The following is a 16,036-nucleotide window of genomic DNA, read 5'->3' on the forward strand; positions in this document are numbered from 1 at the left end:
TCCGCCCTCGGCATGATCTGAGATCCCCGCGCACCTCCCCCGCGCGGGGTAACGCTGCGGCGCGCCTTCCCCTTTGCAGCGCGCCGCAGCTCCCCAATATGAGAGACCCAAATGACATTCCCTGTCTGCGTTCAAACGATTGATCCCGAACTGGAAGAAGTGATCCGCGAGGATGGCACCCGCGAGATCGACTATGATACCCCCGGTGGCCGCGGCTGGCTGCAAGGTCACATCACGCGCAGCCTGTTGTCCGGCCTCGCCGTGAAGCTCACGCCACTCGAAGGCCCGCGCCCCGCATGGAGCGAACTCACGACAGGAGCACCCCGATGAGCCCCCTGTGCCTCGCCCTTGGCCTCGCCACGCTCTGCGCCGCCGCTGCGGGCTTTCATCAAGCCTATGCAACGGCAACTGCGCGCGAGCTCGCCGATGAACCGGGCCGCGGCGCCCGCCTCGGCATCCTCATTCACGGCTCGGCAGGGCTTCTCGCCGCGGGGGCCGCACTGTTTCTGGAAGCGCTCGCGTGACGCGCGGGCTGCCCGCGTTGATGTCGACAATGAAACTCGCCCCGCCCACGCCCGGCGCCACCGTGGCCTGTGCCGAGCAATGGGGCGGACAAAACGAACAGCAACAGGAGGCCCGCAGCGGGTGACGCGATGAGCAAGCATGACCTCTTAACCATTGATGCTGCAGCCGCGGAGCTTGGCGTGCCAAAGCGCAGCCTGCGCACCGCTGCGGAGAAGCACGGATACCTCGTGCGCATGGGGCGCGCGATCCGCATCGAAAGATATCGCCTCGGGGAGTTGATCGAAAAATGCCGAGACCAGCAAAAGGCCCCCGCCTCCACAAGTTTGCCCACCGTCCGTACTGGTATATCCGAGACACCGGATGCCCTGACCAGTCAACGGGCTGCATCAGCCGCGCAGATGCTGAAAAAGCCCTCGCGGCTTACATCGCCACAAAGGGGCGCAGCAGTGTTGCCCTTGCCGCGCACGAGATAACCATCGCCGAGATCCTGACGATCTACGCCGAGGAATACGCCCCAACTGTCGCAGCTCCTGAGCGTATCGGTTATGCGATCGAGGCCCTGCTCCCCTTCTGGGGCCCGCTCAAAGTGGCGCATGTCAAAGGCGAGACCTGCCGCAGATACGCCAAAACCCGGCGCACAACGGCAGGCTGCCCGGAAGGGGAAAGCCGCCCTGTGTCACCCGCAACAGTCCGGCGGGAGCTCGGCACGCTGCAGGCTGCGCTGAACTACTGTCATCACGAGGGACATGTGTTGTCCGTGCCTGCCGTGACGCTCCCCGAGAAAACAGCGCCGCGAGAAAGATACTTGACCCGATCCGAGGCCGCCAGGCTGATCTGGGACGCCTATCGCGGGCACAAGGCGAGCCACATCGCCCGGTTTATCCTGATTGGCCTCTACACCGGCACACGCAAGGACGCCCTATTGCGCATGGGATTCGAGCCGAACACGGTCGGGGGATGGTTCGATCTCTCCAACGGCATCATGTATCGCATGGCCGAGGGCGAGCGCACCACCAACAAGCGGCGCAGCCCCGCGCCAATTCCGCGCAAGCTTCTCGCGCATCTCAAACGCTGGCGCGCCGCGGGCGCACGGTGGGCTGTCGAATATCAAGGCGCTCGCGTCGGGAATATCAAACGCGGGTTCGCCAAGGCCGCGGCATCGGCAGGGCTTGAAGATGTGACCCCGCACACCCTCAAGCATACCGCGATCACCTGGGCGCTCCAGGGCGGCGCCGACAAATGGCATGTCGCAGGCTTCTTCTCGACCTCGATCGAGACGATCGAGCGGGTCTATGGGCACCACGCCCCGGACCATATGGAATCGGCACGCGATGCGCTCGACGGGGTGTCAAGGGCGGCAAACCGTTACAAGTAACAGATACGCGCACTTTTCGAGCGCAAAAGAACGGCAGTTAACTTCTTGATTTGATTGGCGCACCCGACAGGATTCGAACCTGTGACCCCTGCCTTCGGAGGGCAGTACTCTATCCAGCTGAGCTACGGGTGCAGCTTGGCGGTTGATAGCGGGAAAATCCGGGGGCTGCAACCGCTCTGTGTGCCCCCGGCGCGGGATTTCGGCTCAGCCCAGAAGATCGTGGCAAAGCTCGAGCGCGGAGACGAGCGCATCCACCTCGGCGCGGGTGTTGTACATCGCGAAGGAAGCGCGCGCGGTGGCGCTCAGCCCGAGCGATTGCAAAAGCGGCATCGCGCAATGGCTGCCTGCGCGCACCGCAACCCCGCGCTGATCGAGGATGGTCGAGATGTCATGGGCATGCGCGGTGCCTTCGAGGGTGAAGGAGAAGATCGCCCCCTTCTCTGCCGCCATGCCCTGAATGTTGAGCCAGTTCAGACCCTTGAGGCGGCTCTCTGCATAGGCGCGCAAATCGGCCTCGTGCCGCGCGACATTCTCCATGCCGATACGCATCAGATAGTCGAGTGCCACGCCAAGGCCGATCTGCTGCACGATCCCGGGCGTGCCCGCCTCAAACCGCATCGGCGGTTTGGCATAGCTGACCGCGTCGCGGGTGACGGTGTCGATCATGTCGCCGCCGCCAATAAAGGGGCGCATCTCTGCCATCCGCTCATGCGTGATATAGATCGCGCCCGAGCCGCTCGGCCCGTAAAGCTTGTGGCCGGTGATGGCGTAAAAATCGCAGCCGATGTCCTTCACATCCACCGGGCCATGCACCGAGCCTTGCGAGCCATCGACCAGCACCGGCACGCCCTTCTCGCGTGCGCCGGCGCAAATGGTCTTCACATCGACCAGTGTGCCCAGCACGTTCGACATATGAGTAATGGCGACAAGCTTGGTGCGCGGCCCGATCGCCTCCAGCACCTTTTCGGCCGGCAGGCTGCCATCGGGCTCGATCTCGACCCATTTCAGCACCACCCCCTGCCGCTCGCGCAAAAAGTGCCAGGGCACGATATTGGCGTGATGCTCCATGATCGAGAGCACGATCTCGTCGCCCGGCTCAAGGCGCGGCGCGGCCCAGGCATAGGAGACGAGGTTGATGCCCTCGGTCGAGCCCGTGGTGAAGACGATCTCATGTTCGTCGGGCGCGTTGAGGAACTTGGCCACGGTCGCCCGCACGCCCTCATAGCGCTCGGTCGAGATATTCGAGAGCGTGTGCAAGCCCCTGTGCACATTGGCATAATCTTCGCGATACATCTGATCCATCGCCTCGATCACGCAGAGCGGCTTTTGCGCCGAGGCGCCGTTGTCGAGATAGACCAGCGGTTTGCCGTGCACCTGGCGCGACAGGATCGGGAAATCGGCGCGGATCTTTTCGACATCGAACATCATCAAGCCCTTTCAGCTTTCCGCCAGAAACGACGGGGAGATCCCCAGCCCGAGGATCAGCGCGCCCAGCACCATCGCCGAGCCGAAGAACACCGCAAGCACCCCTGCCGCCGTCAGGAACAGGTTTTCAAAGCCATGGAGCGTGGCGGTGAAGCGCACCAGAAGCCAGAGCATCAGCGCGAAGAGCGCAAGCGTGAGCACCACGGACACCAGCGGAAACAGCACCATCAAGAGAAGCTGCAAGATCTGCCCGCCAACCATCACCGCCTCGATCCAGACCACGAGGCTCAGCGCATCGCCAAAGCGCCCGGTGCCGCCGAACTGACGTCCAAACAGCGTCATCGCCCCTGCGGCATAGATCAGCAAGACCGCCTGCACGATGCCGAGCTTGACCGGCGAGGCGGCGGGACCGAGATCGGTTCCGGTCATGAAGGAGAAGAGCAGTTCCGCAAAGGCGCCAAGCGCGGCACCGGTGGTGACCACGGCGGCCAGAGCCAGCCAGCGCGCCTTGGCCGTGTCGAGCAATGTCGTCACCCGGAAGGCAGCGGCATTCGGATCCGTCAGGCTGAGCCGCACCAGTTGGAGGTAAAGCGCAAGGTTCATGCGGGCGCCCCGGCGGCGTCGAACTGGGTCACTTTCAACCCGAAAGCCCAGAAGAGCGCGAAGACGGCAAAGACGATGCCGCCAATCACATTCGCCTGCAACCCCGGCCCGATCAGACCCAGAACGAGGCCCTGCAAGAGCATGAGCGGCGAGACGGCGAGCAGCGCCCAGAAGAGCGCAAGTCGGCTGCCGTAATTGTCCCCCCTGCCGCGGAAGATCCGCAGTCCCTGCCCCACGAGCCACGCAAGAAGGTAAATGAAGGGCGTGACGGCAGCGAGCGCCATCGCCGTGCCCAGAAGAAGCCCCGGCAACGGCACATCGGGGGTTTCAAACGCCTGACGCGCGAGCCGCGGCCATTGGCCCACAAAGATCACCACCAGCGCCGAAAAGAGGAGCGTGAAGAGCCGCGGCTCGGAGCGGGCGCGGCCAAGATGCGCGCGCACCACCTCTCCCGGTCTGCGGTAGCTACGCAATATATCGTCGACGGCGGCCATGTGGGCTCCTCAGCTGCGGTGCCGCGCCAGCCAGTCTTCGAGCCGCGCGACAATCTCCTCTTTCAGCGCCGCGTCTTCAATCTCGTCGATCGCATCGGCGAGAAAGCTCAGGACCAGCAGGCCCTTCGCGTCTTCCTCGGGAACGCCGCGCGAGCGCAAGTAAAACAGCGCCGTCTCGTCAATGGCGCCGGTGGTGGAGCCATGCGAACATTTCACGTCGTCGGCATAGATCTCGAGCTCGGGCTTGGCAAGGAACTGACTGTCGTCATCGAGCAGAAGCGACTGGCTGATTTGATAACCATCGGTTTTCTGCGCACCGGGCTTGACGAGGATCTTGCCCTGAAACGTGCCGATCGCGCCGCCTTTGAGCACTTTCTTGAACACCTGGCGGCTTTCGCCGCGCAGGCCATCGTGGGTGACAAAAACGGTGTCGTCATGGTGGAAGGCGCCATCGCGGCCATCTCCCAGAGCCGCGCCCGCGACATGGGCCATAGCATCATCGCCCAGCATCTCGACAAAGGCCTCGTTGCGGGTGAGCACGCCGTTGAAGGTCAGCGTGAAGCTCTTGAAGAGCGCCGCATCCGCCAGCCGTGCAAAGATATGCGTGACCGCGCGGCGTTCCTGATCGGGGCCCTGAATGCGGATATGATGGAAGCGCGCGCCCTTGGCGAGGTCAACCTCCATCGCCTTGTTGAACCGCGCGCCCGCCGGGCCGGTTTCCAGAAGTGTGAGTTCTGCCCCTTCTTCAAGCCGGATCAGATGGTGCAGGATCGGATCAGAAGTCTCTGATTTATGAACATAAATAAGGTTGATCGGCTTTGCCGCCGCGGCCGTGACGCGGATCAAAAGCCCGTCCGTCGCCTGTGCGGTGTTGAGCGCGGCAAAGGGGCGTTTCACCGGCACCTGCCCGGTGGCTTCGAGCGTGCCGTAAAGCCCCTCTGCCCAACCCGGCGCGGATGTGGCAAGCCGCGTGATCTCGACGCCCGCAAGGCTCAGATCGTCCGAGGCCCCCGCATCGAACACACCATCGACGAACACGACCTTGAGCCGGTCGAGCGCATCGAAGAGTGGCGCTTCCGCCTCGCCCGCCTGTGCGGGCTTAGGGTCCGGCGCGTTGAGCGTGGCCGGATCGGTCCAGCGCCAGTATTCGTCGCGCCGGCCAGGCAGGCCCATTGCGCCGAGCCGCTCGGCGGCCGCCTTCCGTTCCGGGACGAAGCCCGGCCCTGCCGTCAGAGCATCCGCCATCACTTCGCCTCCGTCAGCCCATGCGCCGCGAGGATCTCGGCATAGCCGTTGTTCTCGACTTCAAGTGCCAGCTCCGGCCCGCCGGTCTGCAAGATCCGGCCATCGGCCATGATATGCACGACATCGGGTTTGATGTGGTCGAGAAGCCGCTGGTAGTGCGTGATCACGAGGAAGGAGCGGTCGGGCGCGCGCAGCGCGTTCACCCCATCGGCGACAAGCCGCATCGCATCGACATCGAGGCCCGAGTCGGTCTCGTCGAGAATGCACATCTTCGGCTCGAGCATCGCCATCTGCAGGATCTCGTTGCGCTTCTTCTCGCCGCCCGAAAAGCCTACATTGACCGGGCGCTTGAGCATGTCGGCGTCGATCTTCAGCGTTTTCGCTTTTTCCCGCACGAGCTTGAGGAACTCGCCGGCCGAAAGCTCCTCTTCACCGCGCGCCTTCCGTTGCGCATTGAGCGCGGTGCGCAGGAAGGTCATGTTGCCCACGCCCGGGATCTCCACCGGATACTGGAAGGCCAGAAAGAGGCCGGCGGCGGCGCGCTCTTCGGGCTCCATGTCGAGGAGTTCCTTGCCGCCGAGCGTGGCGGACCCCTCGGTCACCTCATAGCCGTCTCTGCCCGAGAGCACATAGCTCATGGTGGATTTGCCCGAGCCGTTCGGCCCCATGATCGCATGCACCTTGCCCGTTTCAACCGTGAGGTTCATCCCCTTGAGGATCACCTTGTCCTCATCTTGAAGTTTGACGTGCAGATTCTTGATTTCAAGCATTTTTTCGTCCTTGGGTCAGCGGTGCGAAAGACCGGGCGGGAAAGGTTTGGAAAGCGCGGCGGGGCTCAGCCCACCGAGCCTTCAAGCGAGATGGCCACGAGCGATTGCGCTTCCATGGCAAATTCCATCGGCAGCGCCTGCAACACGTCGCGGCAGAACCCGTTGACGACCAGCGCCACCGCCTCCTCCTCGCCCACGCCGCGGGCGCGGCAGTAAAAGAGCTGATCGTCATCGACCTTTGAGGTGGTGGCCTCATGCTCGACGCGGGAAGAATTGTTCTTCACCTCGATGTAAGGCACGGTATGGGCGCCGCATTTGTCGCCGATCAGCAGGCTGTCGCATTGGGTGTAGTTGCGCGAATTCTTGGCGCGCGGGTGCATGCTGACAAGCCCGCGATAGGTGTTTTGCGCCTGCCCCGCCGAGATGCCTTTCGACACGATGCGCGAGCGGGTGTTCTTGCCCAGATGCACCATTTTCGTGCCGGTATCGGCCTGCTGGAAATTGTTGGCAATGGCGATCGAGTAGAATTCGCCCGAGCTTTCGTCGCCGCGCAGGATGCAGGAGGGGTATTTCCAGGTGATCGCCGAGCCGGTCTCGACCTGCGTCCACATCACCTTGGCGCGGGCCTCGCGGCAATCGGCGCGTTTGGTGACGAAGTTGTAGATCCCGCCCTTGCCCTCCTCGTCGCCGGGGAACCAGTTCTGCACCGTGGAATATTTCACCTCGGCATCTTCCAGAACGACGATTTCCACAACCGCCGCATGGAGTTGCGCGGTGTCGCGCTTGGGGGCGGTGCAGCCTTCGAGGTAGCTCACATAGGCGCCCCGGTCGCAGATGATCAGCGTGCGCTCGAACTGCCCGGTGTTTTCGGCATTGATGCGGAAATAGGTCGAAAGCTCCATCGGGCAGCGCGTGCCCGGCGGCACATAGACGAAGGAGCCATCGGAGAACACGGCCGAATTGAGCGTGGCGAAGTAATTGTCCGTCTGCGGCACAACCGATCCGAGGTATTTTTGCACGAGCTCCGGGTGTTCCTTGATCGCCTCGGAGATGGAGCAGAAAATCACGCCGGCTTCGGCAAGCTTCGCTTTGAAGGTTGTGCCGACCGAGACCGAGTCAAAGACCGCATCGACAGCGACCTGACGCTCTTCGAGATTGATGTTCTCGGCCCCCTCAACGCCCGCAAGGATCATCTGCTCCTTCAGCGGAATGCCGAGTTTTTCGTAGGTTGCCAGAAGCTTCGGGTCCACCTCGTCGAGCGACTTCGGCTTTTCCACCATGCTTTTCGGGCGCGCGTAATAATAGAGATCCTGATAGTCGATCTTCGGCAGATCGAGGAGCGCCCAGTCCGGCTCGGTCATGCCGACCCAGCGCGCATAGGCCTGAAGACGCCAGTCCAGCATCCATTCGGGCTCGTCGTTCTTTTTCGAAATCAGCCGCACGATCTCTTCGGAGATGCCCTTGGGGGCATATTCCATCTCGATCTCGGTCTCCCAGCCGTATTTGTAGGAGCCCATGTTCTGCACCGTTTCGACCGTTTCGCGGTCCACGCCCTCGCGGATGTCTGCGTCCTGCATCACCATCGTTCCTTTCCGCGTTCCCTCCGCGTCACTGTCTGGCGCGGTGCTTCTGAAAGGCGGCGCGCCAAACATCGGCAAAGCGCAACACCTCGTCCCCTGTCACACCCGGCCCGAGCGATACCCGCATCGCCGAACCGGCCTCATCTTCTCCCCATCCCATCGCGGCCAGCACGCGGCTCGCGCGCACCTTGCCCGAAGAACAGGCCGAGCCCGCCGAGATGGCAAAGCCGGCAAGGTCCATCCGCATCACCTGCGTCTCCCCTTTCCAGCCCGGCGCAATCACCGAAAGCGTGTTGGGCAGAACCGCAAGCGGCCCATCCTCCAACGCTTCGCACTCTAGCGGCGTCTCCCTGCCCGGAAAATAGACTTCTTTCGTCGGGATTTCCAGAGCATCTTTTAGAATATTTCTAACTTGGGCGACTTCCTCCCAGATCCCGGCCGCCAGATCGCGTGCCGCAGCCTCTGCCGCAGCGCCGAAACCGGCGATTCCGATCAGGTTTTCCGTGCCCGCGCGCCGCCCCATCTCCTGCCCGCCGCCTTTCAGCAGCGCCGCAATTTCCGTGCCACGCCGGACCACCAGCGCCCCGATGCCCTTGGGCCCGCCCAATTTATGGGCGGAAATGAAACCGCAAGTCACGCCCAGCCAGTTGAAGGCAAAAGGAATCTTGCCAAAAGCCTGAGTCAGGTCCGCCGCCCAGAGCCCCTCGGGGAGGCTCTGAATCGCCCCGGTTTCGGAATTGGCGAGTTGCAGCGTGGCCCGCGCAGGTTCGGTCACAAAGACCCGCCCCCAGCCATCGACGGGCAGCGACGCCGCGCACCAGGCCGCAACGGCATCATGCTCGACCGCACCACAAAGGATACCGCGCCCCGCCAGCGCCAGCGCCGCGGCCTCCGTCGCCCCGGAGGTGAAAATGATATCCGCGCCCTCGGCACCAAGTGCGGCGGCAATCTGGCCGCGCGCGCGCTCGATCAGCGCCTTCGCCGCCCGCCCTTCGGCATGGACCGAGGAAGGGTTTCCCCACAGATCCATCGCCTGCCCCATCGCCGCCTTCGCCTCGGGGCGCAAGGGCGTTGTGGCGTTCCAGTCGAGGTAGAGGCGTTTCATGTCAGGCGGGCCGATCTGTGCGAGGGTCTTGCCCTTTCTTCCGGCAAAAGCCGAGCGGTTTCAACCACGGCCCCTCAGTCGTCGACAACCGAGAACAGGCTCGGCACCGCCGGGCAGGGTTTGAGTGTGTTCTTCACCACATCCTCGAGCGTGGTCTGGTGCAAAAACACGAAGACCTGCGCCGAGAGGCTCTCCCAGAGCCGGTTGGCGAGCGATTGCGCGCGCGAGCCCGAAATCCCCCCCGAGGCGCCCGCCCCGACGTGAAGCGCCGAGACGGTTTCGTCCACCGCCTCAAACACATCGGAGATGCGGATCTCGGCGGGATCGCGGGCGAGCTTGTAGCCGCCGCCCGGGCCGCGCACCGAGGCGACAAGCCCGGCGCGGCGCAGCCGCACGAAAAGCTGCTCCAGATAAGGCAGCGAGATATCCTGCCGTTTCGAAATCTCGGCGAGCGAGGTCATCTGCGTCGGCCCGACCGTGGCCAGATCGACCAGCGCCACCATCGCGTAGCGCCCCTTTGTCGAAAGTTTCATGCGTTCCTCCCGGCAGTCCGCCCCGGCCCCCTCGGTTTTCGCGCCACACTCGCTTTTACATCCAGAACGAGAGTGGGCGAAGCATTGACGCCGCGCCCCGGGCCGCTTAACTCGGGAGCATCCGAAACCCCGGCATCGTGCCGGACCGTTTTCGTCCTAGGGGCTCGGCGCGAGAGCGTCAAGTTCGCGCACCGCCGCAGCCCCCAAGCAAAACGGCGAAGCCGAGCGAGCGAGCATGCCCGAAGTCATTTTTCCTGGTCCCGAAGGCCGCCTTGAAGGCCGTTACCATCCCCAACCCGCCCCCGATGCGCCGATCGCGATTTTTTTGCATCCCGATCCGCAATATGGCGGCACGATGAACAACCGGGTCGTCTACAACCTGCATTACGCCTTTCACAAACTCGGCTTCACCGTGCTGCGCTTCAATTTCCGGGGCGTGGGGCGCAGCCAGGGCGAATATGATCAGGGGATCGGCGAGCTGTCCGATGCCGCCTCCGCGCTCGATTACCTGCAGGCGATGAACCCGAACTCCAAGCATTGCTGGGTTGCGGGTTTCTCCTTTGGCGCCTGGATCGGCATGCAGCTTCTGATGCGCCGCCCCGAGATCACCGGCTTCATCTCGGTTGCTCCGCCCGCGAACATGTATGATTTTTCGTTCCTCGCGCCCTGCCCTTCGTCTGGGCTGATCATCAACGGCACCGCCGACCGGATCGCCCCGCCGAAGGATACCCATGCGCTGGTCTCCAAGCTGCGCGAGCAGAAGGGGATCACCATTACGCACGAGGAGATCGAAGGCGCGGATCACTTCTTCAAGGATGACGAGGCGCATATGAAGCCGATGATCGACACGGTGCAGTCTTACGTGAAGCGCCGCCTGACCGAGGGCTCGCGCTGATGGCGCTGCTCGACGATCTCGCCGAAGCGCTCGCCGCCGATGTGATGGCGGCGCAACGCGAACTCGGCGAGAAAGGCGAGCGGCTCTTCATGGAGGTGGGGAACTACATCGGCACCTCCTCTCCCTCGCTGCAGGAGGCCTTCATGACGGCGTGCCGGCTGCACATGGCCGCCGACCGCGGCCGGACGTTCTTCGAGACCCGCGTGAAGGCGCTGAAGGGCGAATGACGGAAAGACTGGCCACGCAATTCGCTTTTCTGGCCGAAGTCGAAAAGCTGAAGTCGGTGACACGGGCCACACCGATCCACGATGCCTCCCGCCCCGAAAACTCGGCCGAGCACAGCTGGACCTTGGCGCTTTATGCGCTCGTGCTCGCCGATCAGGCCGCGCCCGGCGTTGATGTGCTGCGCGCGGTGAGGATGCTCCTGATCCACGACATTGTCGAAATCGATGTCGGAGACGTGCCGATCCATCTGGCAAATGGCACGGCGCATGGCTCCGCCGAGATCCAGGCCGCCGAGCTTGCTGCTGCAAAACGCATTTTTGGCATTCTGCCCAAGGACATGGCGGACGAATTTCAAGCACTCTGGGAAGAGTTTGAGGCCAATGAGACGCCGACGGCCATTTACGCCAAATCGCTCGACCGCACCCAGCCGGTGCTTTTGAACGAACAGGCGGGTGGCGGCTCCTGGGTCGATTACGATGTGCAATGGGAGGAACTCGAAACCCGCGTGGGCACCAAGATCGCCCGCGGCCTGCCCGGTGTGTGGGACTGGGTGCAGGCCCGCATCCGCCCCTGGTTTGACGCCCGCGGACGCTGAGCGCTGCGCCGCAGCGGTATACAACCGCATACAAGGCTAGCCAAGCCCCTCGGAACAGGGTAAAAGACGGCCAACGAGTCACCAACCGTGAGGCCCCCATGACCAAGATCAAGGTAGACAATCCCATCGTCGAGATGGACGGCGACGAGATGACCCGGATCATCTGGGATTTCATCAAGAAAAAACTGATCCTGCCCTATCTTGATGTCGATCTGCTCTACTACGATCTGGGCATCGAGGAGCGTGACCGCACCAACGACCAGATCACCATCGATTCCGCGCTGAAGACCAAAGAGGTCGGCGTGGCGGTGAAATGCGCCACGATCACGCCCGACGAGGCGCGGGTGCAGGAATTCAACCTCAAGCAGATGTGGAAATCGCCGAACGGCACGATCCGCAACATTCTGGGCGGCGTGATCTTCCGCGAGCCGATCATCTGCAAAAACGTGCCGCGCCTCGTGCCGGGCTGGACCCAGCCGATCGTCGTGGGCCGTCACGCCTTTGGCGACCAGTATCGCGCCACCGATTTCCGCTTCCCCGGCAAGGGCAAGCTCACGCTCAAATTCGTCGGCGAAGACGGCGAGGTGATCGAACGCGAGGTGTTTGACGCGCCCGGTTCGGGCGTGGTGATGGGAATGTATAACCTCGACCAGTCGATCATCGACTTCGCACGCTCGTCGATGAACTATGGCCTCATGAAGGGCTGGCCGGTTTACCTCTCCACCAAGAACACCATCCTGAAAGCCTATGACGGCCGCTTCAAGGATCTGTTCCAGAAAGTCTATGAGGAAGAATTCGAGGCCGAATTCAAGAAGGCGGGCATCCATTACGAGCACCGGCTGATCGACGACATGGTGGCCTCGGCGCTGAAATGGTCGGGCGGCTATATCTGGGCCTGCAAGAACTACGATGGCGACGTGCAATCGGATACCGTGGCGCAGGGCTTTGGCTCGCTGGGCCTCATGACCTCGGTGCTGATGACGCCCGACGGAAAGACCGTCGAAGCCGAGGCCGCGCATGGCACGGTGACGCGCCACTACCGCCAGCATCAGGCGGGCAAGGAAACCTCGACGAACTCGATCGCCTCGATCTTCGCCTGGACCGGGGGCCTCAAGCACCGCGCCAAACTCGACGGCAACGAGGCGCTGGCGAAATTCGCCACCACGCTCGAAAAAGTCTGCGTGCAGACGGTGGAAGATGGCTTCATGACGAAAGACCTCGCGCTGCTCGTCGGCCCCGATCAGAAATGGCTCACCACGATGGGCTATCTTGAGAAGGTGGACGAATATCTCGGCAAGGCGCTGGCCGGCTGAGGCTGAACCAGATTTCGGAAAGGGCCGGGTTTTTCCGGCCCTTTTCATTTGCTTGCAGGGCAAACTTCACCAGCCGAAGTAACTCCAGTGCGGCATCGGCGGCGAGTGGCCCCGCGGCGGCAAGCCGATGTCGCGCCGCATGTGGTCGTCCATCTCGGCAAAGCTTTGGGCGAGCGGCCGGGTCGCATGCGGGCGCAGCAGCGCCCCGAGCGCGGCCAGAACCACGCGCCGCGCGCCATGCAGCGCAATCAGGGTTTCCAGGTGCAGATGAAGCGAAAGCTCCGGGTCGTCAGTCCGTGTCATGGGGTTTCCGGTGCGAGACCGGCCTCTGGTTGAGATGGAATGAACCGGACCCGGCCATTGGCCATGCGCATCAGGCGCGAGGAAGGGAAAGATCCGGTCGAAGGTCAGACGTGGTGCAGTGGCACCGGGGTTCGCGGGGGTCAGGCGTGGAAGCGCTGGCCTGCGGGCGCGGTAGGATATGCGCCGACGACCACGGCATGGGCCGCAATCGAAAACCCACCGGTTCGGAGAGTGGTTGCATGGTTTGTCATGATCCGCCCTCCTGTCTGAAATTGCCGGATAACGGGAGAATGCATGGCCCGGCGAGTCGGGCCAGAAAAATATCCCCGGCAGCGCCACCGCCCCCCTTGAACGTTGCGCACACGCCACAGGTGCGCCCCCCGGGGGGTGGTTCGGAGACACGCACCGGACCGGGCCAGAATGGCGCGCGTTCCAGCCCTTACCCCGGACCCGGCCAACGCTGCCAGACGCCCTGTCCTTTTGACGGCTTGAACAAATAAACAATTGATATATAATGATAAATATCACATATACATTTCGTTTATTCGAATCGATTTTTAGACTAACTTTAGAGATACGGGAGATATTTTAGGGGACATCCATGAAACAGACAGCTTTCGCACTTGCGATCGCCGTGACAGCTTTGGGCGCGATCTCGGCACAGGCTTCCACGATCACTGACGGGTTCACTTTCTCGGTGGCGACGAGCGGCACCGGGACGGGCGTCGGAAGCCATTTCCACTCGTCCACCGGGGGAGATTTCGGCAATCCCTCGGGCAAGGCAGAGGTCGGCGCGTTCTCTTCCGAGGACGTTCGCGGCCTTTCCGAATACAACCTGACCGGGCTCGCGACGAGCGCGACCGCCTTCGTGACGTTCGGCGTTTACCAACTCGCGGGGCTGTTCAGCGGCGTGAACGACTTCCTTTATGGCGGAACGATCACCGTCGACGCCTATCTCGGCAATAACCTGGAGAATATTTCGGACTTTCAGGCCGCCTCGATCGGGACGATCGGGACGTTCAGCACGAGCGGGCTCAGTGTCGGCGACACGCTGAGCTTCAGCATCGCCTCGATCTACAACTCAGCCATCGGCAGCTCGGCCTCCTCGCTCGGGATCCGGTTGAGCGCCAACAGCCGCGATGGCGGAGCGGTGACTTTCGACAACTTCCGCCTGACCACCGATGACCAGTCGACGAACAACACGAACGTGGTGCCTCTGATGGGGGCATTGCCGCTGACCCTCAGCGGCCTTGCGGCCCTCGGGCTGGTCCGCCGCCGGAAAAGGGCGGCCGCCTGAACCGTAAAATAGTTTGCAAACCCGGGCAGGGAATGATGTGAACGCATCGTTCCCTGCCCTTCTTTGGGCCCCCACTCACGATGCGAGATAACCCGTGGCCGCTGCCCAAAACGATCCCGCCGATCTGTCCCACAGCCCTTTCGAAGATGTTCAGGGGATCGCCTATGGCGCCACTATGGCCGCCTTCGGCATCGTGCTGCTGACCCATCTTGGCCTTGTGACCGGGCAGACAGCGGGGCTTGCCGTTCTCATTTCCTACGCGACCGGCTGGGGCTTCGGGCCGGTTTTCTTCGCGCTCAACCTGCCCTTCTACTGGTTCGGCTATCGGCGGATGGGGCTCACATTCGTGATCAAGACCTTCCTCTCGGTGGCCGCGCTCTCGTTGCTGGCGGCCTATCTTCCGGAGTATGTGAGTTTTGCGAATGTGAACCCGGTGGTCGGTGCGGTGATCTTCGGCTTCCTCTCGGGTTCGGCCCTGCTCGCGCTCTTCCGCCATGGCGCCTCGCTCGGCGGAGTGGGCATCATGGCGCTTTATCTGCAGGACAAAACGGGTTTCCGCGCCGGCTGGACGCAGTTGATCTTCGATGCCTGCGTCTTTGCTCTCGCGCTGACCCTGCGCGACTGGAAGACGGTCGCTGTCTCGGCGCTTGGGGCGCTGGTGATCAACCTCGTGATCGCGATGAACCACCGCCGCGACCGCTATATCGCGACCTGATCAGAGCGCATAGCCGCCATGCACTTATTGCATTGGACGGATCCGCCCTCCGGCCCCATCATTGGGTCATGAATGCTGACATTCTTCCGACCCGCCGCTACACTGTCTTCGAGGATCTCCAGGGCCTCGTGATCGCCTCGGCGCAGGCGGCGCTCGGCATTCATCTGCTGCGCGCCGCAGGGCTCGTGACGGGCGGCACCGCGGGCACGGCGCTGATCCTTTCCTATGCGACGGGGCTCAACTTCTCCGCCCTCTTCTTCGCCCTCAACATCCCCTTCTATGCACTCGCCTGGTGGGCGCGGGGGCCCGTCTTCTGCGTCAAATCGCTCGCCACCGTCACCCTTGTCTCGGTGATGGCGGAGGCGCTCAAGCCCGTTATGCTGCTGCAGACGATCCATCCCGCGGCGGCGGCGCTCCTCTTTGGCGTGTCGGCAGGGGTCGGGCTTTTGGGTCTTTTTCGCCATTCGGGCTCGCTCGGCGGCGTGTCTATCATTGCACTGATCTTGCAAGACAAGCTCGGCTGGCGCGCGGGCTATGTGCAGATCGTGCATGATCTGTGCCTCTTCGCGCTCGCGCTCTGGCTCTTGCCGCTCGACCGGGTGGGCTGGTCGCTTCTGGGGGCGCTGGTGCTCAATCTCGTGATCGCCTTCAACCATCGCCGCGACTGGTATATCGTGTCGTGATGAAAACCTATCTGCTCCTTCTCATTGCGGTCATGTTCGAGACCTTCGGCTCCACCTGCCTGCAGGCCTCGCAGCAATTCACCCGGTTCTGGCCAACGGTGGGGGTGGTCCTTGGCTTCGGCGCGGCGTTCTGGTTCTTCACACTGGTGCTGAAAACCCTGCCCTTGGGTATCACCTATGCGCTATGGTCGGGCATCGGCATCGTGCTGATCACGCTCTCGGGCTGGCTGATCTTTCAGCAGCGCCTCGACGCCCCTGCCCTGATCGGCATCGCCCTGATCATCGCGGGGATTGCTGTCATCAACCTGTTTTCATCCGCAGGGCATCCGTAACGCGCTTATTGCTGGCCAAGCGA

At 62.9% G+C, this 16,036-nt stretch carries 20 protein-coding genes and 1 tRNA gene; 11 read left to right on the forward strand and 10 right to left on the reverse strand.

The window, feature by feature from the left end:
* Positions 1-111 precede the first annotated feature (111 nt).
* The 3 genes from CRO22_RS04275 (at position 112) to CRO22_RS04285 (ending at position 1,900) form a co-directional block, all read left to right on the forward strand.
* A complete protein-coding gene (locus tag CRO22_RS04275) occupies positions 112-330 on the forward strand; it encodes a hypothetical protein (protein WP_097068898.1) in 219 nt (72 codons plus the stop codon).
* Complete coding sequence (locus tag CRO22_RS04280; protein WP_097068899.1) at positions 327-524, forward strand: hypothetical protein; 198 nt, start codon at positions 327-329, stop codon at positions 522-524. Before CRO22_RS04275 ends, CRO22_RS04280 begins: the two co-directional genes overlap by 4 nt.
* A gap of 287 nt (positions 525-811) precedes the next feature.
* The gene (locus CRO22_RS04285) at positions 812-1,900 is read left to right on the forward strand and encodes a tyrosine-type recombinase/integrase (protein WP_097068900.1); all 1,089 of its coding nucleotides are present in this window, start codon (positions 812-814) and stop codon (positions 1,898-1,900) included.
* A gap of 55 nt (positions 1,901-1,955) precedes the next feature.
* Here CRO22_RS04285 and CRO22_RS04290 read toward each other — a convergent pair.
* The 9 genes from CRO22_RS04290 to CRO22_RS04330 form a co-directional block, all read right to left on the reverse strand.
* Positions 1,956-2,032: transfer RNA gene (locus CRO22_RS04290), tRNA-Arg, on the reverse strand.
* Positions 2,033-2,104: 72 nt separating this feature from the next.
* Positions 2,105-3,325 carry a cysteine desulfurase gene (locus tag CRO22_RS04295; protein WP_097069200.1) on the reverse strand — a complete coding sequence of 407 codons (1,221 nt, stop codon included), beginning with the start codon at positions 3,323-3,325 and terminating at the stop codon, positions 2,105-2,107.
* 12 nt (positions 3,326-3,337) lie between these two features.
* Entirely contained in the window at positions 3,338-3,928 is a 591-nt protein-coding gene (locus CRO22_RS04300; RefSeq protein WP_097068901.1) for a YIP1 family protein, read from the reverse strand.
* Positions 3,925-4,422: a YIP1 family protein gene (locus CRO22_RS04305; RefSeq protein ID WP_097068902.1), complete on the reverse strand. Its 498-nt coding sequence runs from the start codon at positions 4,420-4,422 to the stop codon at positions 3,925-3,927. The genes CRO22_RS04300 and CRO22_RS04305 overlap by 4 nt, the downstream gene beginning before the upstream one ends.
* A gap of 9 nt (positions 4,423-4,431) precedes the next feature.
* Positions 4,432-5,667, reverse strand: a complete 1,236-nt coding sequence (locus tag CRO22_RS04310) for a SufB/SufD family protein (RefSeq protein ID WP_097068903.1) — start codon at positions 5,665-5,667, stop codon at positions 4,432-4,434.
* Positions 5,667-6,437, reverse strand: a complete 771-nt coding sequence (gene sufC, locus CRO22_RS04315; protein ID WP_097068904.1) for a Fe-S cluster assembly ATPase SufC — start codon at positions 6,435-6,437, stop codon at positions 5,667-5,669. Before sufC ends, CRO22_RS04310 begins: the two co-directional genes overlap by 1 nt.
* Before the next feature lie 65 nt (positions 6,438-6,502).
* Positions 6,503-8,020 (reverse strand): Fe-S cluster assembly protein SufB, encoded by a 1,518-nt coding sequence (sufB, locus tag CRO22_RS04320; RefSeq protein ID WP_097068905.1) that lies wholly within the window; start codon positions 8,018-8,020, stop codon positions 6,503-6,505.
* 25 nt (positions 8,021-8,045) lie between these two features.
* Positions 8,046-9,122 (reverse strand): cysteine desulfurase family protein, encoded by a 1,077-nt coding sequence (locus CRO22_RS04325; protein WP_097068906.1) that lies wholly within the window; start codon positions 9,120-9,122, stop codon positions 8,046-8,048.
* Between the two features lie 74 nt (positions 9,123-9,196).
* Positions 9,197-9,655, reverse strand: coding sequence for a Fe-S cluster assembly transcriptional regulator IscR (locus CRO22_RS04330; protein ID WP_097068907.1), 459 nt, complete (start codon positions 9,653-9,655; stop codon positions 9,197-9,199).
* A 235-nt stretch (positions 9,656-9,890) separates the two neighbouring features.
* Between CRO22_RS04330 and CRO22_RS04335 the strand changes: the two genes are divergently transcribed.
* The 4 genes from CRO22_RS04335 (at position 9,891) to CRO22_RS04350 (ending at position 12,683) form a co-directional block, all read left to right on the forward strand.
* Positions 9,891-10,550 (forward strand): alpha/beta hydrolase, encoded by a 660-nt coding sequence (locus CRO22_RS04335; RefSeq protein WP_097068908.1) that lies wholly within the window; start codon positions 9,891-9,893, stop codon positions 10,548-10,550.
* Positions 10,550-10,777 carry a hypothetical protein gene (locus tag CRO22_RS04340; RefSeq protein WP_097068909.1) on the forward strand — a complete coding sequence of 76 codons (228 nt, stop codon included), beginning with the start codon at positions 10,550-10,552 and terminating at the stop codon, positions 10,775-10,777. The genes CRO22_RS04335 and CRO22_RS04340 overlap by 1 nt, the downstream gene beginning before the upstream one ends.
* Positions 10,774-11,370, forward strand: a complete 597-nt coding sequence (locus tag CRO22_RS04345) for an HD domain-containing protein (RefSeq protein WP_097068910.1) — start codon at positions 10,774-10,776, stop codon at positions 11,368-11,370. The genes CRO22_RS04340 and CRO22_RS04345 overlap by 4 nt, the downstream gene beginning before the upstream one ends.
* Positions 11,371-11,468: 98 nt before the next feature.
* Positions 11,469-12,683, forward strand: a complete 1,215-nt coding sequence (locus CRO22_RS04350; RefSeq protein ID WP_097068911.1) for an NADP-dependent isocitrate dehydrogenase — start codon at positions 11,469-11,471, stop codon at positions 12,681-12,683.
* Positions 12,684-12,749: 66 nt separating this feature from the next.
* On the opposite strand, the gene CRO22_RS04355 is transcribed toward CRO22_RS04350, so the two are convergent.
* Positions 12,750-12,986, reverse strand: coding sequence for a hypothetical protein (locus tag CRO22_RS04355; RefSeq protein ID WP_097068912.1), 237 nt, complete (start codon positions 12,984-12,986; stop codon positions 12,750-12,752).
* A gap of 601 nt (positions 12,987-13,587) precedes the next feature.
* On the opposite strand from CRO22_RS04355, the gene CRO22_RS04360 reads away from it, so the two are divergent.
* The 4 genes from CRO22_RS04360 (at position 13,588) to CRO22_RS04375 (ending at position 16,013) form a co-directional block, all read left to right on the forward strand.
* On the forward strand, positions 13,588-14,283 hold the full coding sequence (locus CRO22_RS04360; RefSeq protein WP_097068913.1) for a VPLPA-CTERM sorting domain-containing protein: 696 nt from the start codon (positions 13,588-13,590) through the stop codon (positions 14,281-14,283).
* Positions 14,284-14,377: 94 nt separating this feature from the next.
* Entirely contained in the window at positions 14,378-14,998 is a 621-nt protein-coding gene (locus CRO22_RS04365) for a YitT family protein (RefSeq protein ID WP_281254741.1), read from the forward strand.
* A 68-nt stretch (positions 14,999-15,066) separates the two neighbouring features.
* Positions 15,067-15,681: a YitT family protein gene (locus CRO22_RS04370; RefSeq protein ID WP_097068914.1), complete on the forward strand. Its 615-nt coding sequence runs from the start codon at positions 15,067-15,069 to the stop codon at positions 15,679-15,681.
* A complete protein-coding gene (locus CRO22_RS04375; RefSeq protein ID WP_245860883.1) occupies positions 15,681-16,013 on the forward strand; it encodes a DMT family transporter in 333 nt (110 codons plus the stop codon). The genes CRO22_RS04370 and CRO22_RS04375 overlap by 1 nt, the downstream gene beginning before the upstream one ends.
* The last annotated feature ends 23 nt before the right edge of the window (positions 16,014-16,036 follow it).

The organism is Rhodobacter maris (assembly GCF_900217815.1).
Lineage (GTDB): Bacteria > Pseudomonadota > Alphaproteobacteria > Rhodobacterales > Rhodobacteraceae > Rhodobacter > Rhodobacter maris.

Excerpts from the sequence above, each read along its gene's own strand:
- CRO22_RS04335 (WP_097068908.1), top strand. The coding sequence starts at position 9,891 with ATGCCCGAAGTCATTTTTCCTGGTCCCGAAGGCCGCCTTGAAGGCCGT.
- CRO22_RS04360 (WP_097068913.1), top strand. The coding sequence starts at position 13,588 with ATGAAACAGACAGCTTTCGCACTTGCGATCGCCGTGACAGCTTTGGGC.
- CRO22_RS04325 (WP_097068906.1), bottom strand. The coding sequence starts at position 9,122 with ATGAAACGCCTCTACCTCGACTGGAACGCCACAACGCCCTTGCGCCCC.
- CRO22_RS04275 (WP_097068898.1), top strand. The coding sequence starts at position 112 with ATGACATTCCCTGTCTGCGTTCAAACGATTGATCCCGAACTGGAAGAA.
- CRO22_RS04285 (WP_097068900.1), top strand. The coding sequence starts at position 812 with ATGCCGAGACCAGCAAAAGGCCCCCGCCTCCACAAGTTTGCCCACCGT.
- CRO22_RS04330 (WP_097068907.1), bottom strand. The coding sequence starts at position 9,655 with ATGAAACTTTCGACAAAGGGGCGCTACGCGATGGTGGCGCTGGTCGAT.
- sufB (WP_097068905.1), bottom strand. The coding sequence starts at position 8,020 with ATGGTGATGCAGGACGCAGACATCCGCGAGGGCGTGGACCGCGAAACG.
- CRO22_RS04375 (WP_245860883.1), top strand. The coding sequence starts at position 15,681 with ATGAAAACCTATCTGCTCCTTCTCATTGCGGTCATGTTCGAGACCTTC.
- CRO22_RS04355 (WP_097068912.1), bottom strand. The coding sequence starts at position 12,986 with ATGACACGGACTGACGACCCGGAGCTTTCGCTTCATCTGCACCTGGAA.
- CRO22_RS04310 (WP_097068903.1), bottom strand. The coding sequence starts at position 5,667 with ATGGCGGATGCTCTGACGGCAGGGCCGGGCTTCGTCCCGGAACGGAAG.
- CRO22_RS04340 (WP_097068909.1), top strand. The coding sequence starts at position 10,550 with ATGGCGCTGCTCGACGATCTCGCCGAAGCGCTCGCCGCCGATGTGATG.
- sufC (WP_097068904.1), bottom strand. The coding sequence starts at position 6,437 with ATGCTTGAAATCAAGAATCTGCACGTCAAACTTCAAGATGAGGACAAG.
- CRO22_RS04305 (WP_097068902.1), bottom strand. The coding sequence starts at position 4,422 with ATGGCCGCCGTCGACGATATATTGCGTAGCTACCGCAGACCGGGAGAG.
- CRO22_RS04280 (WP_097068899.1), top strand. The coding sequence starts at position 327 with ATGAGCCCCCTGTGCCTCGCCCTTGGCCTCGCCACGCTCTGCGCCGCC.
- CRO22_RS04300 (WP_097068901.1), bottom strand. The coding sequence starts at position 3,928 with ATGAACCTTGCGCTTTACCTCCAACTGGTGCGGCTCAGCCTGACGGAT.
- CRO22_RS04345 (WP_097068910.1), top strand. The coding sequence starts at position 10,774 with ATGACGGAAAGACTGGCCACGCAATTCGCTTTTCTGGCCGAAGTCGAA.
- CRO22_RS04350 (WP_097068911.1), top strand. The coding sequence starts at position 11,469 with ATGACCAAGATCAAGGTAGACAATCCCATCGTCGAGATGGACGGCGAC.
- CRO22_RS04295 (WP_097069200.1), bottom strand. The coding sequence starts at position 3,325 with ATGTTCGATGTCGAAAAGATCCGCGCCGATTTCCCGATCCTGTCGCGC.
- CRO22_RS04370 (WP_097068914.1), top strand. The coding sequence starts at position 15,067 with ATGAATGCTGACATTCTTCCGACCCGCCGCTACACTGTCTTCGAGGAT.